The organism is Demequina lignilytica, assembly GCF_030418375.1.
In the GTDB taxonomy this organism is placed as follows: Bacteria; Actinomycetota; Actinomycetes; order Actinomycetales; family Demequinaceae; genus Demequina; species Demequina lignilytica.
Genome location: NZ_JAUHPZ010000001.1, coordinates 523,007 through 546,668 on the forward strand (window position 1 = coordinate 523,007; position 23,662 = coordinate 546,668).

18 protein-coding genes are annotated in these 23,662 nt (G+C 67.5%); 10 read left to right on the forward strand and 8 right to left on the reverse strand.

The genetic code is table 11. The features are described from left to right. Positions 1–112 precede the first annotated feature (112 nt). Genes QQX13_RS02370 through QQX13_RS02385 form a run of 4 tightly spaced genes read left to right on the forward strand, consistent with a single transcriptional unit; the run spans position 113 to position 4,566 of the window. Entirely contained in the window at positions 113–712 is a 600-nt protein-coding gene (locus tag QQX13_RS02370; RefSeq protein WP_301152361.1) for a 2-oxoacid:acceptor oxidoreductase family protein, read from the forward strand. Further along, positions 705–1,934, forward strand: coding sequence for a hypothetical protein (locus tag QQX13_RS02375; protein ID WP_301152363.1), 1,230 nt, complete (start codon positions 705–707; stop codon positions 1,932–1,934). Before QQX13_RS02370 ends, QQX13_RS02375 begins: the two co-directional genes overlap by 8 nt. Further along, a complete protein-coding gene (locus tag QQX13_RS02380; protein WP_301120397.1) occupies positions 1,931–2,926 on the forward strand; it encodes a thiamine pyrophosphate-dependent enzyme in 996 nt (331 codons plus the stop codon). The genes QQX13_RS02375 and QQX13_RS02380 overlap by 4 nt, the downstream gene beginning before the upstream one ends. Further along, a complete protein-coding gene (locus QQX13_RS02385; RefSeq protein ID WP_301120395.1) occupies positions 2,923–4,566 on the forward strand; it encodes an NAD(P)-binding protein in 1,644 nt (547 codons plus the stop codon). The genes QQX13_RS02380 and QQX13_RS02385 overlap by 4 nt, the downstream gene beginning before the upstream one ends. Before the next feature lie 60 nt (positions 4,567–4,626). Here the strand turns inward: QQX13_RS02385 and QQX13_RS02390 are convergent, their stop codons facing one another. Both QQX13_RS02390 and dinB read right to left on the reverse strand, forming a co-directional pair. Further along, positions 4,627–5,142 carry a gluconokinase gene (locus QQX13_RS02390; RefSeq protein WP_301152365.1) on the reverse strand — a complete coding sequence of 172 codons (516 nt, stop codon included), beginning with the start codon at positions 5,140–5,142 and terminating at the stop codon, positions 4,627–4,629. 135 nt (positions 5,143–5,277) lie between these two features. Further along, on the reverse strand, positions 5,278–6,474 hold the full coding sequence (dinB, locus tag QQX13_RS02395) for a DNA polymerase IV (protein WP_301152366.1): 1,197 nt from the start codon (positions 6,472–6,474) through the stop codon (positions 5,278–5,280). 130 nt (positions 6,475–6,604) lie between these two features. Here dinB and QQX13_RS02400 point away from each other — a divergent pair, with 130 nt between their 5' ends. Then, the gene (locus QQX13_RS02400) at positions 6,605–6,739 is read left to right on the forward strand and encodes a hypothetical protein (protein WP_301152368.1); all 135 of its coding nucleotides are present in this window, start codon (positions 6,605–6,607) and stop codon (positions 6,737–6,739) included. A gap of 296 nt (positions 6,740–7,035) precedes the next feature. On the opposite strand, the gene QQX13_RS02405 is transcribed toward QQX13_RS02400, so the two are convergent. Together QQX13_RS02405 and QQX13_RS02410 are read right to left on the reverse strand one after the other, a co-directional pair. Further along, a complete protein-coding gene (locus QQX13_RS02405) occupies positions 7,036–9,099 on the reverse strand; it encodes a KAP family P-loop NTPase fold protein (RefSeq protein ID WP_301152369.1) in 2,064 nt (687 codons plus the stop codon). Positions 9,100–9,222: 123 nt separating this feature from the next. Then, entirely contained in the window at positions 9,223–9,552 is a 330-nt protein-coding gene (locus QQX13_RS02410) for an HNH endonuclease (protein WP_301152370.1), read from the reverse strand. A 227-nt stretch (positions 9,553–9,779) separates the two neighbouring features. Here QQX13_RS02410 and QQX13_RS02415 point away from each other — a divergent pair, with 227 nt between their 5' ends. Next, positions 9,780–10,022, forward strand: a complete 243-nt coding sequence (locus QQX13_RS02415) for a hypothetical protein (protein WP_301152372.1) — start codon at positions 9,780–9,782, stop codon at positions 10,020–10,022. A gap of 305 nt (positions 10,023–10,327) precedes the next feature. Here the strand turns inward: QQX13_RS02415 and QQX13_RS02420 are convergent, their stop codons facing one another. Next, complete coding sequence (locus tag QQX13_RS02420) at positions 10,328–11,749, reverse strand: exonuclease domain-containing protein (protein WP_301152374.1); 1,422 nt, start codon at positions 11,747–11,749, stop codon at positions 10,328–10,330. A gap of 701 nt (positions 11,750–12,450) precedes the next feature. Between QQX13_RS02420 and QQX13_RS02425 the strand changes: the two genes are divergently transcribed. Together QQX13_RS02425 and QQX13_RS02430 are read left to right on the forward strand one after the other, a co-directional pair. Then, positions 12,451–12,891, forward strand: coding sequence for a hypothetical protein (locus tag QQX13_RS02425; RefSeq protein ID WP_301152375.1), 441 nt, complete (start codon positions 12,451–12,453; stop codon positions 12,889–12,891). A 19-nt stretch (positions 12,892–12,910) separates the two neighbouring features. Continuing rightward, entirely contained in the window at positions 12,911–14,356 is a 1,446-nt protein-coding gene (locus QQX13_RS02430; RefSeq protein ID WP_301152377.1) for an esterase/lipase family protein, read from the forward strand. 166 nt (positions 14,357–14,522) lie between these two features. Here QQX13_RS02430 and QQX13_RS02435 read toward each other — a convergent pair whose 3' ends face one another. Continuing rightward, on the reverse strand, positions 14,523–15,125 hold the full coding sequence (locus QQX13_RS02435; RefSeq protein ID WP_301152379.1) for a hypothetical protein: 603 nt from the start codon (positions 15,123–15,125) through the stop codon (positions 14,523–14,525). A 294-nt stretch (positions 15,126–15,419) separates the two neighbouring features. Between QQX13_RS02435 and QQX13_RS02440 the strand changes: the two genes are divergently transcribed. Both QQX13_RS02440 and QQX13_RS02445 read left to right on the forward strand, forming a co-directional pair. Further along, positions 15,420–19,994, forward strand: a complete 4,575-nt coding sequence (locus tag QQX13_RS02440) for a PDDEXK-like endonuclease domain-containing protein (protein ID WP_301152381.1) — start codon at positions 15,420–15,422, stop codon at positions 19,992–19,994. Positions 19,995–20,182: 188 nt separating this feature from the next. Beyond that, the gene (locus QQX13_RS02445; RefSeq protein WP_301152382.1) at positions 20,183–21,172 is read left to right on the forward strand and encodes a hypothetical protein; all 990 of its coding nucleotides are present in this window, start codon (positions 20,183–20,185) and stop codon (positions 21,170–21,172) included. On the opposite strand, the gene QQX13_RS02450 is transcribed toward QQX13_RS02445, so the two are convergent. Together QQX13_RS02450 and QQX13_RS02455 are read right to left on the reverse strand one after the other, a co-directional pair. Then, a complete protein-coding gene (locus tag QQX13_RS02450) occupies positions 21,169–22,707 on the reverse strand; it encodes a hypothetical protein (RefSeq protein ID WP_301152384.1) in 1,539 nt (512 codons plus the stop codon). The genes QQX13_RS02445 and QQX13_RS02450 overlap by 4 nt on opposite strands. Next, on the reverse strand, positions 22,700–23,626 hold the full coding sequence (locus tag QQX13_RS02455; protein ID WP_301152386.1) for a hypothetical protein: 927 nt from the start codon (positions 23,624–23,626) through the stop codon (positions 22,700–22,702). The genes QQX13_RS02450 and QQX13_RS02455 overlap by 8 nt, the downstream gene beginning before the upstream one ends. Positions 23,627–23,662 lie beyond the last annotated feature (36 nt).

Genomic DNA, 23,662 nt, shown 5'->3' on the forward strand with positions numbered 1-23,662 from the left:
CGTCCCGGGCGGGACACCCCTCCGGGCATAGCGTGGAGGGAGCGGGCGTCACCGACGACGTCTCCGCGCGACCCACGCGCGAGCCGCCGGCGACGCCCCTGGAGGCGGGCGCATGACCCAGATTCGCATCCACGGACGCGGCGGTCAGGGCGTGGTCACCGCCGCGGAGATGCTCGCCCGGGCGGGCTTTCTGGCGGGCCACGAGGTGCAGGCGATCCCGAGCTTCGGCTCCGAGCGGACCGGGGCGCCGGTGGTCGCGTACTGCCGGTTCGCCGACGTGCCGCTGCGCACGCGCGAGCCGGTGCTGGAGCCGGACGTCGTGCTGGTCCAGGACCCCACGCTGCTGGGTCCGGCGCAGCCGTTCGCCGGGGTCCGCCCCGGCGGTCTCGTGATCGTCAACACCACCGAGGACGCGCCCTGGGTGCGCGAGCACGCGGGCGTCGGCGAGGTCGACGCGACCGTGGTGACGGTGCCCGCCACCCGGATCAGCCTCGACACGGTGGGGCTGCCCAAGCCGTCCGCTGCGATGCTCGGCGCGTACGCCGGGCGCGCGGACCACGTCACCCTCGCCGCCGTCCAGCAGGTGTTCCGTGACCGCTTCCCCGGCCGGGTCGGGGAGGCCAACGCGACGGCCGCCGCCGTCGCCTACGCCCACGTGCGCGGCGAGCCCGACCCGCGCATCGTCCCGTCCGCGGAGGTGTCCCATGCGTGAGGTGCTCGAGGGTTCTCAGGCCGTGGCGCGCACCGTCGCGCGGTGCCGTCCGGGCGTGGTCTGCGCGTACCCGATCTCCCCGCAGACCCACATCGTCGAGGCGCTGTCCGTGATGGCGCGCACGGGCGAGCTGCGCGACTGCGAGTACGTCAACGTCGAGTCGGAGTTCTCCGCGATGTCCGTCTCGATCGGCGCGTCCGCCGCAGGGTCGCGGGCCTACACCGCGACCGCCTCGCAGGGTCTCCTCTACATGGCGGAGGCCGTGTACAACGCCGCCGGGATGGGGCTGCCGATCGTCATGACGGTCGCGAACCGCGCGGTGGGCGCGCCCATCAACATCTGGAACGACCACTCCGACGCGATGGCGATGCGCGACTCCGGCTGGCTGCAGCTGTACGCCGCGGACAACCAGGAGGCCGCCGACCTCCACGTGATCGCATTCGCGACCGCCGAGGAGCTCGGCATCCCCGCCATGGTGTGCATGGACGGGTTCGTGCTCACCCACGCCACGGACGTCCTGGAGCTCGCGACGCAGGAGCAGATCGACGGCTTCCTGCCGCCCTACTCCCCCACCCAGGTGCTCGACATCGACCGGCCGACCACGATCGGCACCATGGCGGGCCCGGAGTCGTTCACGGAGACGAAGTACCTGCAGCACCTGCGGTTCCTCGACGCCGCCGACGTGGTCGAGGCCTGGTCGGACCGGTTCACCGAGGCGTTCGGTCGTGAGGCCGGAGGGCTCGCGGTCCGCTACGACCCCGACACGCTGGACCGCGACCGGTCGGCTCCCCCGGCGGGCGCCGAGGACCTGGTCGTGGTGGCCATGGGGTCGGTGATCGGCACCCTGCAGGAGGCGATCGCGCCGATGCGCGCCGAGGGCCTGCCGGTCCGCCTGGTCGGGATCTCCGCGTACCGGCCGTTCCCGCGGGAGGCGCTCAAGGCGGCGCTGGGCGAGTCGCGGCACATCGTGGTGATCGACCGGGCCCTGGAGCTGGGCTCGGGCGGCGTGCTCACGGGATGCGTCGGCCGCGCCCTCGCCGGCACGGGCTCCCGCATCCACTCCGTGGTCGCGGGGCTCGGCGGTCGCCCGATCCTCGAGGGCTCCCTGCGCGACGTCATCGCCCGGGCGCTGGCGGGCGAGCAGCGCGGGCTCGAGTTCCTCGACCTCAAGACGGGCGGCGTCCCCGTGCCGCCCGTGGGCGCGACGGAGGTGGCGCGATGAGCACGGTCCACATCCCGTTCCTGCAGACCGGCACCCTCGCCGTGGGCGGGAGGCTGCTGGACGATGCGGAGCGCTCGGTCCAGTCGCAGGCCGACCGACCGTCCTCGCTCACCCGGGGTCACCGTGCGTGTCAGGGCTGCGCCGAGGCGCTCGCCGCGCGCTGGGTCATGGACACGGCGGTCGAGGCGGCCGACGGCAGGCTGGTGGTCGCGAACGCGACTGGCTGCCTCGAGGTGTTCTCGACGCTCTATCCCGAGAGCGCCTGGAAGCCGCCGTGGATCCACTCGCTCTTCGCCAACGCCGCCGCCGTGGCGACCGGGATCGCGTCCTCCCTGCACGCGCAGGGCCGCGACGACGTGCGTGTCCTGGCCCAGGGCGGCGACGGCGGCACCGTCGACATCGGGCTCGCTGCCGTGTCCGGCATGTTCGAGCGCAACGACGACGTGCTGTACGTCTGCTACGACAACCAGGGCTACATGAACACGGGCGTGCAACGCTCGTCGGCCACCCCGCCCTCGGCTCGCACCGCGACCACGCCGGCCGTGGGCCGCCAGCCGGGCGCGCCCCAGGGCACCGGCAAGTCGATGGTGAAGATCGCGATGGCCCACGAGATCCCCTACGTCGCGAGCGCCACGGTGGCGGACCTCCGCGATCTTGAGGCCAAGGTCCGCACCGCGATGTCGATCCACGGCGCGCGGTACCTGCACGTGCTGGTGCCGTGCCCGCTGGGCTGGGGATCGAGCTCCTCGGAGTCGATCTCCCTGTCGCGGGCCGCCGTGCAGTCCGGGATCTTCCCCGTGGTCGAGGCGCGCGCGGGCGAGCTCACCGACGTCCAGCGCATCCGCGAGCGCATGGACGTCGAGGCGTACCTGCGGCCGCAGGCGCGCTTCGCGCACCTGTTCAAGCCCGGCGGCGAGGACGCCCTGAACCGCTGGCGCGCGCTCGCCGAGGCGAACATCCGTCGCTACGACCTGCTGGGAGGACGACCATGAGCGGCCACGACGCCCCTCCGACCCTGGGGCTGAGCACGGGTCCGGCGACCTCGCTGAGCTATCACACGGGCACGTGGCGCACCGAGCGGCCGGTCTACGTCGACCTCGCTCCCCCGTGCTCGCTGGCGTGCCCCTCGGGCGAGGACATCCGCTCCTGGCTGGGCTCCACCCAGGAGGGCGAGGCGGGCTTCGAGACCGCGTGGCGGCGCATCGTCGCCGCGAACCCGCTGCCCGCCGTCATGGGTCGCATCTGCTACCACCCCTGCCAGGCGGCCTGCAACCGCGGCGAGGTCGACGAGGAGGTCGGCATCAACGCGGTCGAGCGCTTCCTGGGCGACACCGCGCTCGAGCGGGGGTGGGCGCTGCCGGTGCCCACCGCATCGTCCGGACGCCGCGTCCTGGTGGTCGGATCCGGACCCGCGGGGCTGTCCGCGGCGTACCACCTGCGGCAGCGCGGGCACGACGTCACGGTCCGGGAGGCGGCCGCCGAGCCGGGCGGAATGATGCGCTACGGCATCCCCGCGTACCGGCTGCCGCGAACGGTGCTCGCCGCGGAGATCCGCCGCATCGAGGCGACCGGCGTCCGGATCGAGTGCGGCGTGCGGGTGGACAGCCTGGACGATGCGCAGGCCGAGTTCGACGCGGTGGTCCTGACCGTGGGGGCCGGGGTCGCGCACCACGTGGACATCCCCGCGGGCGCGGCGGCGAAGATCGTCGACGCGATCGACGTGCTCCGCGACGTGGCGTCGGGCAACGCTCCGCTGCTGGGTCGCCGGGTCGCGGTGTACGGCGGCGGCAACACCGCGATGGACGCGGCGCGCACCGCCCGGCGCCTCGGGGCGTCCGACGCGGTCGTGGTCTACCGGCGCACGCGCGAGCAGATGCCCGCGCATCCGACGGAGCTCGAGGACGCGGTCGGCGAGGGCGTCCGGGTGCAGTGGCTGTCGACCATCTCGGAGGTGTCGGGGCCGACCGTCACCATCGAGCGGATGGAGCTCGACGAGTCCGGCCGCCCGGTCGGAACCGGGGTGTTCGAGGAGCTCGACGCGGACACCGTGATGCTGGCGGTGGGCCAGGAGGCGGACCTGTCGCTGCTGTCCGGCGTGGACGACGTCGACGTGCGCGACGGCGTGATCGCCGTGGACCCCGGCACCCTGATGACGGGGCGCGACGGGGTGTTCGCGGCGGGCGACGCCTCGCCGGGATCCCGGACCGCGACGTTCGCGATCGGGCGGGGGGCGCGGGCCGCGGCCGCGGTCGACGCGTGGCTGGCCTCGCGCGTGCTGCCGGCCGAGCCGGTGGTCCGCGAGGCGGAGGCGTCCCGGCTCAACGCCTGGTACTACTCCGACGCCCCGAAGCAGCACCGGGCGGAGCTCGAGGCGGCCCGGCGCGTCACCGGTTTCGAGGAGGTGCTGGCGGGACTCGACGCGGAGCACGCGGTGTTCGAGGCGCGGCGATGCATGTCCTGCGGGTCGTGCTTCGAGTGCGACAACTGCTTCGGGATGTGCCCGGACGACGCGATCCGGAAGCTCGGCCCCGGGATGAGGTACGAGATCGACTACGACTACTGCAAGGGCTGCGGGATCTGCGCGGCGGAGTGTCCGTGCGGAGCGATCGACATGATCCCCGAGGAGCGGTAGCGCGATGCGTCCCGGGAGGAGATGAGGGTACGGAATCGGCTGATTCGTACTCTCATCACCTCACAGCGCGCGGCGGAGCGCGGCGAGCGCCGCGGCCACCACGGCGTCGGGTGGCAGCGTGGCGTCGACCGCCGTACCCGCCTCGTCGTCGTCGAGCGGCTCGAGCGTCGCGTACTGCGACGCGACCAGGCTCGCGGGCATGAAGTGCCCCTCGCGCGACGATGCGCGACGCAGGGCCTCCTCCTCCGTCAGGTGAAGGTGCAGGAAGGACGCGGTGGGAGCGCCGGCACGGATGCGGTCGCGGTAGGCACGACGCAGCGCCGAGCATGCGAGCACCAGGCCTCCGGATGCCTCCGCCTCCGCGAGCGCGGCACCGCAGGCGTCGAGCCAGGGCCAGCGGTCGTCGTCGGTGAGGGGGACGCCGGAGGCCATCTTGGCGGTGTTCTCGGCAGGGTGGAGGTCGTCGCCGTCCACGAACGGCACCCCGAGCGCGGCGGCGAGCGCGGCCCCGATGGTGGACTTGCCGGTCGCGGACGGGCCCATCACGACGATGAGAGGGGCATGCTGTGTCGTCACGTCGCCACGACTCGGAACTGATGTACCAGGCATGCAGGTACCGTACCGGGAGCCCCCGTCCATACCCGTTCTGCGTACAGTCCATCTGCGGGCCACGGGAGCCATGTGCACGTCATCGACCAGGCCTGCAAGTGGCTACTCGTGTTCAGGCAGCCGCGGCGCGGACCATCCAGGGTCACGACCGATGAGCGCGGCGCGCGTGACGGCGGCTGAGCCGAATCGATCGCGGACCGCGTCGAGGGCGGTGTCGATGCGCGCCCCGTCATGCCAGTCGATCGCGAGCTCGGGCTGCACCGAGCCGGCGCTGGTCAGCTGCGCGAGCGAGACGCCGATGAGGGTGACGCCCCGGCCGGAGATGTCGGGACCCGCCGCCGCGAGCAATCGCTGGGCGACGCCGAGCAGCACCTCGGTGCGATCGGTAGGCGCGGCGAGCGTGCGCGATCGGGTCGCCTTGGTGAAGTCGCCGTAGCGAAGCCTCAGGACCACGGTGCCGCACGCCGATCCGCGATCGCGCAGGCGCTTTGCGAGGCCGTCGACGATCTGCGTGAGGATCAGCCCGAGCTCACCAGCGGTGCACGACCGATTCCCAAGCGCGCGCTGCGAGCCGATGGATCCGTGGCGCCTGGTCGTCTCGACCGGCCGCGGGTCCCGGAGCCGGGCCAGCGCGTGGAGATGCGCACCGGCCGCCTTGCCGAGCCACTGCTCGGCGGTCGCCGCCTCGAGCTCAGCCAGCTGCCCGACCGTGTAGACGCCGTTGCCGTGAAGCTTCTCCGCGGTCACCGCGCCCACGCCCCAGAGCCGTTCGACGGGGAGTGGATGAAGGAACGCCTCCTCGCTCTCCGGCTCCACGACGAGGAGACCGTCGGGCTTGCTGACCGCGCTCGCCACCTTCGCGAGGAACTTGGTTCTCGCGACGCCCACCGAGATCGGAAGCCCGACCTCGGCACGTACGCGCTCTCGCAGGCGCACGGCGATCTCCTCAGGAGTCCCGACGAGACGGCGAAGCCCGCCCACCTCGAGGAACGCCTCATCGATCGAGACGCCCTCCACGTACGGAGTGGTGTCCCGGAAGATCGCGAACACTGCACGGCTCGCGGCCGAGTAGGCCTCCATGCGGGGAGGGACGACGATGGCGTCGGGGCAGAGCGCACGCGCCCGCCGCACCCCCATCGCGGTGCGCACGCCCCGGGCCTTCGCCTCATAGCTCGCGGCCACCACGACACCGCCGCCCACGATCACAGGACGTCCGCGCAGTGCGGGCTCGTCGCGCTGCTCGACCGAGGCGTAGAACGCGTCGAGGTCGGCGTGGAGCACCGTCGCTTCGCCGCGCATCCCACACCTCCCGTCGCCACACGCGCTTCCCGGAATGGTCTCACCCGGTCCCGACACCGCGTGGGTGCGCCGCAGCAACGGTCGACTCTGACCGCCACGAACACCGGTCAGTGCGGGAAGGATCTCGGCCGTGCTCAAGTCCTATCCCGCCGAGTTCCGTCGTGATCTCGTCGCGGTCACCCGTCAGGGCGGCTCGATCGCGCAGATCGTGAAGGACCCCGGCATCGCCGAGTCGTGCCTGCGTGTGGCCACGACTCGGAATTGACTGACCAGGGGCTATGCCGCGGCGCGGGAGTCCCCAGTCCATGCCTGATCTGCGTACAGTCCATTTCCGGACCCAGCACACTTGACGCATCTCATCTACCAGGCACGACACGTCCGCCGTGGATGCGCGCGCAGGCACTGGCGATCGAAGGACGCGGCACCCGCACCCGCGGTCCATGGGCTCCAGCGCACGGCGCACCGACCTGCCAGGCCTACCCGCATCAACTCACGCGTCACTGGGCATACCCGGCGATCCGTGGCGGTCAGCGTCAACGGATGCTGGGGCACACCCCGTCACTAGCGCTCCGGCCGCCAGCCTTCCAGGTACTTGTCGACAAGCAGAACGAGGGATGACCCGCCGTCCACCGATTGAAGCGTGTCCCGAGCCGAGCGGAGCGCATCTTCATCTCCAAGCACCTCTAGTAGCGCATCCCACGAGAGATGCTCTTCTTGCCGAAGGTTGCGCGACCCGAACGACTGAGACTGAGCCACAGACCTAGCCGAGAGAAACAGCGAGCGAATCTCGTCCACATTGGTGAACGTGAGCACCTCGTCGGAATCGTCCCCGTACTGTTTCAGGCTCCAGTACACGCGCAGCAGGTCCCACTCCTCTGACGGCACTGAGGACCGCGCCGCCGAAACACGCCCGAAGAACTCGGCCTCAAGGCGCTCAGCGAACTCTTCACTGACCAATTTGTGGCCCACGTGTTCGCGATGTCCTACGAACTGGATCAGTTCGAGTTGAGTCGAGTAGGACCGGAGTTCGGGGAAAATCGATGACACTGCTGCCTCGCGTTCCGCCTCGTCTTCGATTCGCTGGAAGAGTCGAAGCACGACGCGACCGACCACGATTTCCGGCTTATTGATATCCGTAAAGCCGCGCGGTGCGCGGACGGGGAACAAGGCAATCGCATTGAGGAGTGCGACGGAGGCCGGGACCACCATTTCAGGGGAGAAATCTGCGGAGTAGACCTCAAGCCCCTCAACCGTATCCTCCAAGTCTTCGGGCGCAAGTCCGTTCAAGAACCGTGCAAGTCCGTACTGGTCGGTGAGTAAGGTCGCCGCTCGCTCCGACTTTCGGAATGCGACGATGCCGCTCGGCGCGACGCGCTCGAAGTACATGGCAAGGAAGTCAATGTGCGCGACGCGGTGGTTGCGCCTCCAGACGGCCTGCCAGTCGTAGCCAAAACGGTTGTTCTCGATGTACTGGCGCGCGGCTGGGAACGTCTGCTTGATCAAGCTTCTTACGAGCTCCGCGTCGTCGCCCGCATCGTGGACGAGCGACTCCACCTCTGCCTTCTGTCGGCTATCGTCCCGTCGGCCCATGCCGAATGAGTCGTTGGTCTCCGTGAGTGTCGTTCTCATGGCCTGCAGTCGCTCGAAGATCTCGGGACGGAATACTCGGATGGCTTCTAGCACGACGAGGTCGACTCCCTCCACGTCACCGCCAAGCGCTCGAAGGGTCGATCGAGCCGACAGCTCTAGTCGCGTGACATCGCGCATGTTGGAGATCAGGGGTTCAACCACCTCGAAGAACACGTCAGACCAGGCGTCCCTGTTGAATCGGAGGTCCTCGACGTCTTCCAATACGCGGTTGAGGGCTTCGAATATCTGCGACCGCAGCACGTCGCGGGGGACGATTGGGAGATCAAAGTTCAGCTGGACGATCTTCTCGAGATATGCGCGGCCAGGCACGTTCGTATCGTCGAGTGCGGCTTCAACTCTTAGGCGATCGAATGCGAGGACGTAGATCACGTTGGGGAAGCTAGCGGTTAGTCGGACAAGTCTGAAGATGTCTCGGATCTCGTCGGTCGAAAGGCGATCGATATCGTCGATGACGATCACGACCGGGTCGTCGAGTTCCTCAAGGGCCTCAGCCACCTTGGTGCGGATTGGCTGGGCGCCGCGTTCCTTCCACCACTTGCGTGCGGTCTTGTATGACTTGTGGGCGCGATCCCACCACCCGCCGACGATCGGGAGAATCGCGATCGGGCTGAGCACGTCCCCGTACTCATCGAGGGCCTCCGCGATATCACCGAACTTGGACGTGCTGTTGACACGAAGTTCGGAGGCGATCTCCTTAAAGAACACGTCGACTAGTTGCTGCGCGCCAGAGAACATCCAAGGGTTGAAGTCGACCACCGCAAGCCTCGGCTCGGCGGCAAAGTCTTCCTTCATGAGGTTGACAAATGAAGACTTTCCGGATCCCCACGGTCCCAGGACGCCAACTACGGCACCCTCGGAAAGGTCGAGCCCGCGAAGGTCACGTGCGAAGGCGTGGGCAAGTTCGGCCCTGCCAAGGCGGTCATCCTTGGAGGACTTGATCGGGTTGTCGACGGGTGGCTTCTTCGCGTCACTCAACTTGGGCTCCTCTTCAGTGTTGAAGTGGTCTGGATTCCGTTCCGCTCAGTGAATCAGTCCGACAGCCGAAGCCGCGGCGTTTCGCCGGCGGCACACGCGCGCCGCGTTGCACAGCCAGGACGCCTAGGCACCGTTGCCTTTCACGATGTTGCAGATGAGGTGAGCTGGTTGGAGGTTCTGTCGCTCGTGCAACCCGCCTGAAGCTACTGGGTCGATGTGGTCCAGGGTCTTGCTGCGCGGGTCGGGCCATTTCAGGTTGGCGTCGATTGCGTCGCCGCAGATTCCGCAACGCCAGCCGGCCTCCTCGAATACCTCGAGCGGGTCCACCGATTCGGCAGCGCCCTCTGCAAGGCCGAGTGCTCGCATTCGCGCGAGGTATGCATTGCGTGCGGCCGTCGCTCTCTTCCGTTTGTTCGAGAGGGCGAGCCGTTCGGGTGTCCAGAGTTTGAGCACGGGGAATGGCGAGAACGCGTGCGCTTCCCACGTGAAGGTGCGGCCAGATGTGTCTACGTCGCTGATGAGTTCGATCCCGAAGTAGAGCTCGGTACCGTCGTCAAAGGTGAACGGGCGACCATGGGGCCAGGTGAACGCTCTGGCGTCGAGCGAGAATGCTCCAAGGAAAGCCTGGATGGTCTGCCGTCGGCGTCGGTCACCATGAGCCCGGTGAGACCACTCTCCAGATGGCGAGCGGCGAGGACACGATCGGGGTCGACCTCAAGCCGACCCAAGTAGGCCTCAACGTCGGTCGCGATGTCAGGCGCTTCAGCGAAGGCGAAGTACGCCGTCACATGGCCGTGCCGCTCGACCATGTCTCCGGCCTTGGGCCACCGCCCATGCTCGTAGGGAAAGGGTTCGGTTTCCAGGGTGCGAAACGTGCGGGGCGCTCGCGCGCTTCCTTCGGCGACCTCCGCCAAAGCGCGTGAGTCGGGAGCGAACTTGGGAGCGTCGCCCCGTTCTACTCTTCGCTTCCATCTCCGCACGAGCAGTGAGTTGCAGCGCAGAGAGCATACGTGGCGATCTCGATGCTTCCAGTGCGCCCTGGCCGGTATGGGCGATTCACATACGAGGCATGGTTCGCCGCCACGTGCGCGCGAAGCCTGCTTGAGCTCGCGGTCCATCCAACGGAAGTGCGCTTCCTCGGCGTCTATGTCCGGAACCTCTGGACCCATGCCCTTGTCTCCTATCGATGCGCCGGCGACAACCGATCCGGAAGCCGTCGCGGACGGTCCTAGCGAGCGCGGGCTGGGCGCGCGGTGGGCGGAGGCACAGCCGGCTGGAGGTAGTCGAGCATGATGGCGAACTCCCCTGGCGCGACACGGCGCAGGCCCAGTTCGCGTGCGCGGGCGTCTTTGGTGCCGTGGAAGCTGTCGTCGGTGATGAGCATGCAGGTAAGCCGTGAGACGGAGCCGATGACGCGAACACCGGAGTCTTTGGCACGGCGTTCGAGGTGGTCGCGTTCATGGTCGTCGCAGCCCGTGAAGACGACCTTGTCACCCACGTGAAGAGGTTCCCCCAGAACCCAGTCGGCAGGCAGGGGCCTGAGGTTCTCCCCCATCGCCCGATGGCGGGCCTCAAGCGCAGAATCGAGCAGTCGTTTGACTGAAGCCTTGGTGACGCCGAGCAGTTCTGCGATATCGGCGAGCTCTGCGCGCTCATCACGTGAGACCACGCCATCTTCGAGGGCGAGGAACGTCATTGCCCGCATGACGGCCCCGTGGCACGCGGCTACGTCGTCGGGGGTCATCTCTTGGGTGTCGATGAGCTCCGTCAACGCCTGCGCTTCGTCTGCGTCGATCACGCCGTCAGCGAGTGCATCACACAGGGTCTGCAGGTAGGGCAGGCACGTTTCGGGTGCGCCTTCGTCGAGCGCTTCAGCGACGAGAGAGCGGGAGAGGCGGGAGTACAGCGGTGTCGCCGTCTCGAGTTGGGCACGGCGTGCTGCGATGTTCTTGGCACGGCGCGCATGCACGTGAGGATCGACGGGAGTCGGCCGGCTCGCGGCGTGGCGCTGCTTGCGGTGGGCGGCACCCCAGTCGAACTCGGTCGTCTCGTCTGCAAGGTGTCTGACGGCGCGCCAAAGCGCAACGGTGGCCCGTGCGTCACCGAGCGCGGAGTGCGCACCGTCGTGGCGGTGGCCGACCGCTTCCGCGCATGTCGACAGGCGGTAGTTCGGTACGTCGAAGTTGTGGGCTCGTGCGAGCACGAGCGTGCAGTACCCGGTGCCGGACACATCCGCATTGGGATCCAAACGGAGGATCTCCTCGGCAAGGAAGCTGGCATCGAAGGTGATGTTGTGCGCGACCATCTCGGTGCCCTGCACCCGAGAAGCGAACTCCGGGAAGACCTGCCGGAAGTCAGGGGCATGACGCACGTCGGCATCCGTGATGCCGTGTACAGCACTCGCGCGAGGGTCTATCGGAACACCCGGGTTGATGCGCGTGGACCACTCATCGACGACCAATCCGTTGCCATCAACGCGGATGACGGCGATCTCGATGATCCGATCGCGCCTCGCGCTCAAGCCCGTGGTCTCGACATCGACAATCGAGTACGCCGGCGCGCCAACCCTCACCGAGGTCGGTCGCTTCTGCAGCTCGGTCTCGGGCATATCCGAGCTCCGACGATTGCGCCGGATCCAATCGAAGGCCATGGCTGACTCCCCCCGTCACCACCAGATTGCTCTCACCCTAGGTGGTACGCCCACGACTACCCGGGACCACGGTCACAGCGCGCGGCGGTCGTGCAGCGCCCCGGCTGCTCCAACGATGCGGACGGTGAGACGGTTCGGCTCATGCCGACGGTGTACCCGCAGGCGTGGGCGTGGACGTCGTGCACTCGCTCGCCGCGTAGGCGAGCACCTGCTTGCCCGGGATGTCACCGCCAGACGTGTGTGCAACGACGTCGTAGGCGCCCGGGGGTGCAGGCGGCGCGACAAACTGGAACCACAAGCTCAGAACTTCGTGGGGGCGTGGTCAACGGACAAGTGACATCCGATCTGTGGTGCCGGATGGTGCTTCCGGAAGGATGTGAGCTGCGCCCAAACCTTACCCCCGGTAGTTCCGTCGTGATGTCGTCGCGATCTGTGCGATCGACCCGCACTGACGGGCGACCGCGACGACATCACGACGGAACTCGGCCGGATATGTCTTGGGCACGGAGAACTTCGTTCCAGCACGGACCTAGATCCGTGGCGGTCAGCGTCAACCGATGCCGGAGCAGACCCCCGAATCCGCGAGGAGCTAGTGGCGCGACGGAGGGGCTTTCGTCGATGATGCGATAACGCCATGATGGTGTCAGCGCTGGGGCAGGTCGCGGTGGGGCGGCCTTTCTCGGCGACAGTCTGGGGGGCTGATGAAGGTCGCGTGGTGGCAGGTCGCCGTAGCGTGTGGGGTTCTGGCCATAGTCGGCGTGCTCGTCTTCTTCGCGCTGCGGGGTGACAGCCCCAGCGTGGCAGCCGCCTCAGCGTCCCCCACGCCGCACGCGACAGGGCCCTCGGCAAGCGACGCACCGCTGGACCGGCTCGCCGACCTGGAGTCTGGTCTGGTGTCGCAAGACCCTGCCGAAATCGAACAATGGCTGGCCCCCGATGTCGCCGAAGCGTGGCAAAGCGAAGGCGGCACACCCCTCCTGGCGGCGGGCTCGACCATGTCCATCGACGCGGCGACGTGGACCGAGTCCGACGGGTTCGCCTCCGTCGACGCGACCATCAGCGGCCCCGAGCCGATGGTGTCGACGCTCTTCCTCGTCGATGTGGACGGCCGATGGCTGCTCGCAGGCACCGAGGAGAACTGACATGACCAGGCTCCTACTCGTGCTGACCACCCTCGTACTCACCGCCGCCGCGATGGTGGTGCCGGCAAGCAGCGCGTCGGCAAGCTACCGCCTGTACTGCAACCCTGACGGCGACTCGCGGCAGATCGTCGTCCTCGTCCACGGCTTCAACTCATCGCCTGGCACTTGGGACGACACGTCAGACGAGATCCTCACCGGCGGCGGCGACGACTCATGCGTGGTGAAGTTCGACTACGCCGACTGGTCGACCAACTGGGTCACCAACAGCCACATCGGGCCAGAACTGGCGACCTTCATCGAGACCTGGTCCTCGACGTCTTCCGCTGGCGGCGGAACCGGCAAGGTCGTCATCGTCGCCCACTCCATGGGCGGACTCGCGGCACGATGCGCACTCGACGTCCAATGCAGCGATGGCCACGACGTCGCCGACAAGGTCGCACACATCACGACCCTCGGCACCCCCAACACCGGATCCTCACTACGCGGCAGCGACCTCACCCCCACCGCGAATCAGGTAGCGAAGGGCCTGTCCGCCCTATGCAGACTCCCCAACCTCGCCGCCGTCGCCGCCAACCTTGTCGGAATCTGCCAGCTGATCGAAGACCTCGGAACATCGGAAGCGACCAAGGCCTTCACCCCCGACTCGCCCGAACTCCGTGCCCTGCCACACCTGCCAGACAATTTCCCGCTCTATGCGATGGCCGGCCAGGTCAACCTCCGCACCTCCCTGTTCGGACACGTCGTCGACAATGTCGGCTCCATCGGCGACCTCGTCGTCGGAGTCACCTCCGCCCACGACGAAGCCACCACCGTCACCACGGGGACCGACGCCGACACCGCGACCATCGCCTGCGGCAACCTCGACATCCCTTCAACCGCATCGCTCCTCCTACTCGGTGGCACCTTCGCTGCCGCCGACATCTGGATCGACATCAACTGCCACCACGTCAACGAAACCACATCCGACCTCTTCCTCTACCCCGCACGCCACCGCATCCAAGACACCATCGACGCGACGGCTCCGACCATCGTGTTTGGGCCCGGCGCAAGGATCAACGGCGCGTTGCTCACCGAAACCGACGCGGTAGCGCTACTGACGAACACAATCGGCAGCGATTTCGAGCAGTTCGAGGAGTACTGCCAAGGTCCGATCACGTTCTACTCGTGGCGCTCACAGGGTGTACTTCTTGAGGCTTACGCGGAGGAACCCTACGTCTCGTCGTGGACCCTGTCCGAGCCGTCTGAACCGGCCTTGGCCGACTTGGTAACGGCAGATGGGGTGCGTGTCGGCGACAGTGAATCCAAGCTCGTGTCTCTCTACCCCGACATCCCCCCCGGAAAGGGCTTCTTCGACTACTCACCGATCGATGGCCGCTCGTACTTCCCGGACGGCTACTACTACTTCGTCACCGTGGACGGACTTGTAGAAAGCGCAGCAGGCGGCGGCCTGTGCACATGGGGATGACGCGACCCCATAGCGACCGCGTCGGCGCGCGCTAGGCAACGAGTTGTCGCGCATGTTTGGCGCGGTGTTCCGAAGTCTGGGTCCCTGGCACCGTCGACCTCGGCCTCGATTCGGGGTCGCTCCGTACGCGCCTGTGCCTGAGTGCGTTCGACGTCCGCGCGTTGGCTCACCACGCCCAGCCGCTCCAACCGCCCTCGACTTGTGTGCACTTCCGAGATTCGACGGCATCACGCGTGCCCGCCGGGCTGACGAGCCTGCGCCACTTTGCCCCGAATCGGGCCGTGCCGGAGTCACGTCGTAGCGGCACGGGGAAGCCGTCAAGGAGTACGTCACCCATAGTGCCAACGCAGTCATTGTCGATCAGGCCCAGCGGCGGAACCTCAGTCGTCGACCCCAGGATGTTGAGGCCGATGACCGTCTCGCGGGACTCGTCTCCCATCCAGTCGACGCGTGCGGGCGGGTCGTCGCGCACCCAGCTCGGCCCGAGCGTGGCGTCATCCACGGACAGTCGACCGATGCGCGAATACTCGATGGTTCCGCCGTCCACCAGTGCACCGTCCAGCTGCAGTGTGTCGATGTCGCACTCCCTGATGGTGACCTGGTCCGCCTCCACCTCGGTCAGATCACAGGTCGAGAGCCTGGCGCCTCCGACCTGGAGGGCCTTGACCGTGAGGTGCTCGAGGTGGAGTGCGACCCTGGGTGCGTCGTGATCCAAGGCCATGCCGACGATGGAGACGTCTCCGTGGACCGTGCTCCTCGAGATGTCCACTGAATCGGCCTGAGTTTCGTTCCACTCAGTTTCCCTGTCCGGCAGGTACCGGCTGGGGTGATTCGAGGTCAGCGTAGTAGGCCTCCTCGACCTCGAGCGGTGTCCACATCCCGAGCTCGCCGTGCAGGCGTCGATGTCTCCACCACGTCATAACGGAAGGGTCTGCCCCGGGCGCCCGTTGCGGTACGTCGGACGTCGCGCGCCGTCCCTCGTTGCGCGGAACAGGCTGCATGCAGTTGGCGACGGCGAAGATACGCTAGAGCGCACGTAACGCTGAGGGGAGCCTACGAGCGCATGGAGGACAGCAACGCCGCATCGCCGCGCGAAGAAGAATTCGCGACTGCCGTGGGCAAGATGTACCTCGCGGCGACCAAGGAATGGCGTAGCGCGCTCATTGACGTCAGCGGCAACAACCGCCTCTTGTACTTCCGCAAGACGCAGTCGATGATCGACCTGGCCGAGGCGCGACCGGACGGTGTCCAGAAGCTCCTCACGGGCGCGGCTGTCCGCCTGGCGGACCTCTTCCCGGCGGGCCCACAGTTCGATAGCGCGAAGCGTGCGTGCGCCCTGCTGGAGCGCAAGCAGCGTGAGTCACGCGAGGAGTACGGCGTCTCGGTCGCCTATATCGCCGTCGGCCTCGCATCGTGGGACCTGTCAGCCAGCCCTGCGATGACCAAGGCGGAGTCCGACGACGTCGCCGAGCCCGTCGCCAGGCTTCGCGACCGCCGTCCTTCTGCTCCCGTCATACTCCGCCCGCTGGAGTTGTCGATACGCCGCGGCGCTCAAACCTCCTGGGAGCTTCGACTCGACGAGGAGTTCCAACTCAACGGGGTCCTCCAACACGTCATCAACGCCGACAAAGTCCGCCTGCCCGATGACGATACCTACGGCATTGACGACCCCGCCCCGGGCGCAGTCGACATCGCCCTCAACACGATCCGCGAGCGCTGCGCCGACATTGCCGACTTCACCATCGACGACGAGATATTCCTGGGCACCTTCAGCTACATGAAGCAGACCATGGTGAACGACGTCGACGACGAGACGGCAATCGCCGTGTCCGACATCGTCGCCGCGCTGGCCGGAGACCGTCACGCTAGCGACCGTGCCCGCCATCAGGCAGGCGACATTTCCGAACGACAGCCCGACTACGAGCCCGTCGCCTCCGAGTTCCTTGTCCTCGACGCCGACTCCAGCCAGAGCTACGTCATCAACGCAGCCCGCGCGGGCCGCAACATGGTGGTCGAAGGTCCACCCGGAACAGGCAAGAGCCAAACGATCGCGAACCTGATCGCGTCGCTGACAGCGGACGGCAAGCGAGTGCTGTTTGTGGCGCAGAAGCGCGCCGCTATCTCCGCGGTCTTGGATCGCCTCGACCGGGCGGGGCTGGCGCACCTCGTGTTGGACATGTTTGCCTCCACGGGGTCGCGACGCTACATCTCGGCGGAACTGCGCCGCGTCCTCGACAGCCAGCACTCCATCGGCCGACCTGACGTGTCGTCGCTCGAGTTCGCACTCGACGCTGCACGGGGCCAACTCGTCGGACACCACGACGCACTGCATCGCGACGACCATGCGTGGGGCGTATCGGTTCACGAACTTCGCTCCGCCACCGCCGCCACCCCTGAGGATGCGAAGCTGGACGTGCGCCTGCCCGGCTCACTGTTCAACTCCTGGACCGCGACTGACCTCGACCGGTTCTGCCGCGAGGCTGATGACCTCGCAGCGATCGGAGCTCTCGACCCCGAATGGGCGGCCGACAGCATGTGGAGCCGCAACTACATCACGGGCACAGACCAGCTGCAGTGGGTCACCGAGACCGTGCAGCGCCTCGCCGGCATCGACATCCCCATGATTCGAGCCGACGCCGAGCGGTGCGCCCGCGCCATCGGGTACGCGCCTCCCACCACGTGGGAGCAGGCCCGCGTCGCCATCGGACAGAACGAGCTCTACCAGTCCCTGCGCGCTGATGCCCCACAACTGTTCGACCCGTCGGTAAGCGCCGACGACCTCAACGCGATGAGCGCCGCCCTAGACCGTGGCGAGCGCAAACGCCTCGGCATCGCCCTGAAGTGGGGCGAGCGCCGCACCCTCAAGGCTCGCGCCGCTACGCTGACCCCAGACCTCGACAGCCGAGCACGCAAGAGCGTCGTCAAGAGCGCGGCCGCTTACGTGAGCCTGTGCCGCGCCGCCGGTACGGCACCGACGCCACCGCAGCTTCACACGACCACATCCTCCGTCGACGACACGCTCAACGGTCTACGCCTGCTCCAAGCCGCAGTCCCCGGGGTGACGCTCGAGGCCCTCTCGCTCGATGATGCGATCGCTACCCTCAGCCGCGCTGCCGCGGACTCGCGCCGCGGCCAGATGCCACGCGTTCATGCCATCGAGCAGGACTTCCACACTGCCGGCCTGGGGGTGCTCCTCGACGCGCTGCGACGCGAAGCCGCCACACGTGTGCCGCGGTCGACACCGCCGAGCACCACGGTCCGGTGGGCCGTTCAGCGCGCCGTGCTGGAGATGGCCGAGATGATGTCGCCGTGGTTGTCGAGCTCGAACGGCACACTCCTCAACAACGCCACCGCCGAGTTCCGCGTCAACGACGTCGAGCACCTGGTCGCGAACGCCGCACGGATCCGACGAGTCGCTGCCGAGCGGTTCCGCGACGCACTCGACCGCTACCCCGAAGAGCACCAGCTCCTCAAGACCGAGGTGACCCGCAAGCGCAACTTCCGTGCGGTCCGCACCCTGTTCCGCGAAGCACCTCACGTGGTCCAGGCGGCCAAGCCAGTGTGGGCGATGAGCCCCCTGCAGGTCTCCCGCGTCCTCCCGCTCGAGCAGTGCTTCGACGTGGTGATCTTCGACGAGGCGAGCCAGGTCCGCCCCGCCGACGCCATCCCCGCACTCATGCGCGCTTCCCAGGCCATCGTCGCTGGCGACAGCCGGCAGCTCCCGCCCACCGAGTTCTTCACCAAGGTCCTCGAGGACGACAACGCTCGGGAGGATGAGGATGAGACCGCCTCCCTCAGCGACAGTGCGGTCGCCGAACGTCCCCAGATGCGTAGCGAGACCTTCACCCGCGACGCCGAAAGCATCCTGTTCGCGATGGACCGTCTCCTCGCCGGTCAATCGCGACGCCTGCTGTGGCACTACCGGTCACGCGACGAGCGTCTCATCGCTGTGTCCAATGCCGGTGTCTACGACCACTCGCTCACCACGTTCCCCGCCGCCGACAGCTCCGACGTCATCCGCCATGTCACCGTCGAACCGTCCCCCGGCATTCGCAAGACCACCAACAGCCCCGAACTAGAGGTGGCAAAGGTCGTCGCACTCGTACGTGACCACGCGACAGCGCACCCGGACCGCACCCTCGGCGTCATCACCTTCGGTGTGCAACACCAGCGCCGCATCGAAGACGCCCTCGAGGCCGCCGCCCTCAGCGACGCCACGCTGAGGAACCTGCTTGACCAGACCTCGGATGAGCCGTTCTTCGTCAAGTCGATCGAGCGTGTCCAGGGCGACGAGCGTGACTCGATCATCCTGACCGTCGGGTACGGCAAAGGACTCGACGGCAAGCTCCGCTACTTCTGGGGCCCGCTCCTTCAAGAAGGCGGCGAGCGCCGCCTCAATGTGGCGATCAGCCGTGCCCGCGCCCACATGACACTGGTTACCAGCTTCGAAGCCGACGATGTCGCCCCCGATGCGCACCCGTCAGCGGGCTTCCGCCTCATGGTCCAGTTCCTGCGCTTCATGGCAAGCGGCGGACAGGACATAGGCGACCTGCCCACCAAGGACGTCGCGCTCAACCCGTTCGAGATCGACGTCCGCGACCGCCTCACCCGCGCAGGCATCCCCCTCGACTGCCAAGTCGGCGTCGGCGGCTACCGCATCGACTTCGCCGCCCGCCACCCCGACAAGCCCGGCAAGCACGTCCTCGCGATCGAAGCCGACGGAGCCTCCTACCACTCCGGCCACACCGCACGTGAGCGAGACCGCCTCCGCCAATCTCTTCTCGAAGCACGCGGATGGCGCTTCGTCCGCATCTGGAGCACCGACTGGTTCCGCGACCCCGACGCAGAGGTCGAACGCATCCTGACCACCTACCGCGAGGCAGTCGACGATGGCACGGCAGCGACCGACGAGCCGCCAGGACCGATCGCGGAACCAGCCAACTGGAGCGAGGACACCACCCGGGCGACGGTCACCAAGCCTCGCCTGGTTCGCGGCCAGCCCATCACGGACTACTCCCATCAGGATCTCGTGGCGCTAGTGCGCTACTTGAGAAGCGACGGCGTGCTGCGCACTCGAGACGACGAGTTCCTCGCCGTCATGCGAGAGCTCGGCTTCACCCGGCGCGGTACCCGCATCACCACAGCGATCACGGCCGCGCTGGACGACCGCGCCGGCTTCGCAGCAGGCGACAGTGCCGGCAGGGTCGCCCACATGACGGCGAGACCCGGCGCAGGAGCCCGGAAGGAGTCGAAGCCAGCGCCGTCGGGAGCGTCTGAGCGCTCCAAAGCCACCGCGCCACAGACTCGAGAGGTGCCCCGACGGCCCGGCGCACCGACCACCACCAGAGACGTAGAAGTGCCAGGAACGGACGACCTCTCCCGGGCATGGCGGACCGGCGAGGCGTACAAGCTCACTTTCGACGGAGTCGTCACGCCCCTCGAGGGCGGTCAAGCATTGACGGAGGCCGTCAGCCGAAACGTGGCAGTCCGCGTGCTCGCGCGCATGCGAGCGATGCGACCCGATGGCGGAAGGTTCAAGGTCGACCGATCAGGCCTGATGGTCACACTGGTCGACGACGAGGTGGTCTTCGTCACGCGCGTCACCCGGGCTGACTGGTTTCCGTCTCACTGGGCCTAGATGAGCCTGGGGTGCCAGAGCGGAACCTGGTCTCGCTGACTCCACGTTGGGCGCCGGCGAGGGTCCTGCGGCCGTCTTCGCACCGTCGCCGAAAAGTAAGGGTGCACGGCGGTGCACCGAGTGTGGCGCGCGCATCGGCGGTGATGTGTTCTGGCATTGCCCAGATACAGATCACGGAGGTGATTACGATGAACCCCACAATCCTCATCGCGATTCTCGGAATCGCGGTGTTTGCGTTGCCGTACCTGCGGAGCCATGTCTATCCGGTCATTCGCACGTACGTATCGGAGCTGGCTGGCGCATCGCGGCCGTCGACCCCGCCCCGTTGGAAGGCGAATGCCGACACGCGATCCGCGGTCGTTCACGCGATGACCGCGTCCCTTGCGGATGCAACCGAACTCGGCTTTGACGGCGCCGTCATCCTCCCGCCGGTGTCGCTCAACCTGACGGCGCCACTCCCGGTGGCAAACGTGCTGAGGGACAACGAGCAAAGGAACGAACTCGCACGTCGAGTCAATGCCATGCTGCCGGGCGCGCTGCGGCAGCGTCACGGACGGCGCCTCGTAGGCGACCAGGACCTGGCGGGCCGCTGGACCCTCGAGGCGGTGACTGTCGGGACGCTCGCAGTGGCGGTGTCTGAAGTCTCTCCTTCACCGGATCCGCATGTCTCGTCGGGCGCGCAGCCTCACCGACGCGAGGACCCTGGCCACCAGGTCGCGCCGTCCGGTACTCGAACTGGGGCGCCCACGAGCCGCACGAGTACCGCCCCGCCCTTGACGCCCGGCTCTGACCAGGAGAGGTTCTTCGCCGAGGTGCGGCAAGCCGGCCGCGTGTCGCGTCGTTCAGGCGTGGTCCGTGGAAAGTACGTAACCATCGGCCGGCGCGGCGAAGCTGACATCGAAGTGCCGTCGTCGCTCCCGCACGGAGTGGCGGCGCAGTTCGTGGTCGATCGTGAAGGTCGCATGCGGCTGGACGATCTCACACCTTCGGGCGCCGTGATCGTCGATGGTTCCCCCGTCGCGTCCCACTCGATCCACCACCTCGACAGCCCCGTCGAAATCACCTTCGCCGGCGCGCCCGAGTTCGCGGTGCGTGTCGCCCACGCCGTGCAGTCAACGAGGCGGGAGGCGCGGCAGACCGAACGGTATGTGGCGTCGTGGGAAGGTGCCAACGACTAGGACGTCGACCCATCCTGGTGGCGGTCGCGACGCGGTAGGCGTCGAGGCCGCCACCGCCACGATCGAGCCCATTTCTCGGACAGCGGCGGCCCGAAAGGGCTTGGGACACCGCTTCGGGCGATCACCGCTGCTGCTGCGCCGAGGTAGCCGCCCGGCGGTAGAGCACGAACAGCCACCTCCAACCGTGCCACGGAAGCCGGGCGCGACGCGAGGACAGCGGCCGTCTCGTGCGGAAACGACACCAGCAGTTCCGCAGCCGCTCCTTCGATCCCATACAGCGGGGCGTCCCCCACGGTCCAGAACTCGCGGACTACGCGGTGCGCCGATCCTGCCCACCGGCCGGTCGCCAGCGCGAACGCCCATGGATCGGCGAGAATCGTGGCTAGTTGAGTGCGGCGAGCATAACGGGTCATGTAGGTGTCGAAGTAGTCCGCGAGCATCGCCAGTTCGGCTGGCGTCGCACGACCCACGTCCGGCGAGTCGCTGTCGTAGCGCCGCGAAAGACTCGACAACATCGCGTCGTAGATCTGGTGCTCGTCAGCGCCGCTCCGACGCGCAAGCGCGACAGCATCGCCGCGACTTTGGACAGTCGGGTCGCGGAGCAGCCGCGCCGCCAACGACGCCGTCCAGTCAATCGGCAGGGACCGCACGTACGAGTCGTCAATCTCACCACGCACGACACGCTCGGCGAGCGAGTCCATGCACAAGTCAAAGCGCAGGCCCGTTGCACGGCGGGCCGCTCCAACAAGCTCAACCGTGCCTAGACTCATGGGATCGCGTGAGTCCTCGTCCCTGTGTCGCAGCCAGGCAAGCAGTTCTGAGACAGAGCCCACGTCACTTTCTGCGGCTGGTTCATTGACGATCGACTCGGCCGCGCTGAGGTAGGCACCGTAGCCCTCCGAGTGTGGAGAAGGCGTGCCGCCGAGCACTAGCGCGGGACCTGACGTGAGAGGAGCCAAGTTCTGAGTGGCGAAGGAGACACCCTCGACTAGCGGTGAGGGAAGTATGGCCAACGCGGACGCCAGCTCGCCTGCAGAGAACCGAAACGCACCCACTCTATGAGTGCTGAGGACCTGCAGAACCTGGGCCACCGCCTCGGGGCTCACTCGCGATGGCGCGGTGGCCGCTGCGGTCGGCAAGTGCAGGGACGTGGAGGGGGCTGCGTCGACGGGCCAGTCGAGGGTGTCCGCGAGCCGGCAGGCATAGTTGATTGCATCTACGGCACGGAGTTCACCGTTTCTGGCGCATACGACTTCAGCGACGTATCTGCCGGGCCTACCTGCCGGGTCGTTGCCAAGATAGCGCTTCATCACCAGGATCGGGCCATACGCGTGATCACGGACATATGCGTACGATGCCTCGCCGTTGCCGGCACCGTCGCGTCCGACAACCCGCTCGAGCGGTGTGGCACGGATTGACCGCGGGTGCGGCCAGCCGTCCGAGACGCCGACGACTCCGAATCCGCTTCCCTCGAGGGTCTTTGTGGCCCACGAGTAGACCAGCACTTCCAGCCCTGGCAGATCAGTCTCAGTCATGGTCCGCAACCCTGTGGCGCATGAGCGCGATATGGATGAGGTCGACCGCCCGTCGCGAACCGTCGGGGTCGGGCGCTGGCCGCACTTCGTCCACCGCCACGGCTTCGTCGTCGCGCGCGTCCGCTCCCGCGCCAGCGATCGAGCACAGGAAGACGGGTCGCGCGATACCTCCGGCAGCATCCAACAAGGGCGCTGCTTCACTTCGGACAAGGAAGGCCGCCAACTGCTGTTGCTCGACCGCAAGGATGTCCTTGCTGCCCGCGGCGCCACGCCTGTTCGCGCGAAGTTCCCGCGGAAAACCGGTCGACACGGGGTACCGGTCGCACTTCGTCAAGGCGAGGACTACGGTCTGGCGGAGCGTTGCCAGTCTCATGTGCTTTCTCACCATGGCGATGCCGTCAGCCATAGTCTCAGGGTCCTGGACACCTATCGAGTCGACCTTCTCGCGGTAGACGCCGAGCTCTGGGTGGAGGTAGAACCTCGGCAACGCCGGGGGCGGCACTGCGAACACGATGACGTCCGTCTTACCTAGCCAGTTCAGACCGACCTTGTTCTCCGCAGTAGGCCAAACCTCCTCACCGCCGGTGTTGTAAACCCATACCGATCCTGGAAGCTTCGCGGATCCCTTCGGGCGGACTTCAACTCGCAAGACCTGCCGACGGTCGAGCGGGCTGGTGATGTCGGCGTTACGACCCCATCGTTGACGATCGATCGGATCCGGCTCCAAGCTGTACGTCGTGGTGCCGGCGCGGGAGCAGTCGCTCGCGATGGCCTTGATGATGTGGTCTTTGCCCGACAAGTGGGGACCGACTATGGCCATCACGACCGCGTTGTGGGGCGGGATCGGATGCGGAATCGAGCCACTGCAGTGGGGGGAAAGCCCAAGACGATGCCAGTCGGCGTCTTCGTCAAGCGTCATCGCGGCAGCGGGCTTCGCCTCGGCTCCGTCGTCGCC

Bases quoted from the DNA above. Each gene is read 5' to 3' on its own strand.
- QQX13_RS02425 (WP_301152375.1), top strand. From the start codon at position 12,451: ATGAAGGTCGCGTGGTGGCAGGTCGCCGTAGCGTGTGGGGTTCTGGCC.
- QQX13_RS02415 (WP_301152372.1), top strand. From the start codon at position 9,780: ATGGCGAGCGGCGAGGACACGATCGGGGTCGACCTCAAGCCGACCCAA.
- QQX13_RS02440 (WP_301152381.1), top strand. From the start codon at position 15,420: ATGGAGGACAGCAACGCCGCATCGCCGCGCGAAGAAGAATTCGCGACT.
- dinB (WP_301152366.1), bottom strand. From the start codon at position 6,474: ATGCGCGGCGAAGCGACGGTGCTCCACGCCGACCTCGACGCGTTCTAC.
- QQX13_RS02375 (WP_301152363.1), top strand. From the start codon at position 705: ATGCGTGAGGTGCTCGAGGGTTCTCAGGCCGTGGCGCGCACCGTCGCG.
- QQX13_RS02455 (WP_301152386.1), bottom strand. From the start codon at position 23,626: ATGACGCTTGACGAAGACGCCGACTGGCATCGTCTTGGGCTTTCCCCC.
- QQX13_RS02445 (WP_301152382.1), top strand. From the start codon at position 20,183: ATGAACCCCACAATCCTCATCGCGATTCTCGGAATCGCGGTGTTTGCG.
- QQX13_RS02380 (WP_301120397.1), top strand. From the start codon at position 1,931: ATGAGCACGGTCCACATCCCGTTCCTGCAGACCGGCACCCTCGCCGTG.
- QQX13_RS02370 (WP_301152361.1), top strand. From the start codon at position 113: ATGACCCAGATTCGCATCCACGGACGCGGCGGTCAGGGCGTGGTCACC.
- QQX13_RS02420 (WP_301152374.1), bottom strand. From the start codon at position 11,749: ATGGCCTTCGATTGGATCCGGCGCAATCGTCGGAGCTCGGATATGCCC.
- QQX13_RS02450 (WP_301152384.1), bottom strand. From the start codon at position 22,707: ATGACTGAGACTGATCTGCCAGGGCTGGAAGTGCTGGTCTACTCGTGG.
- QQX13_RS02385 (WP_301120395.1), top strand. From the start codon at position 2,923: ATGAGCGGCCACGACGCCCCTCCGACCCTGGGGCTGAGCACGGGTCCG.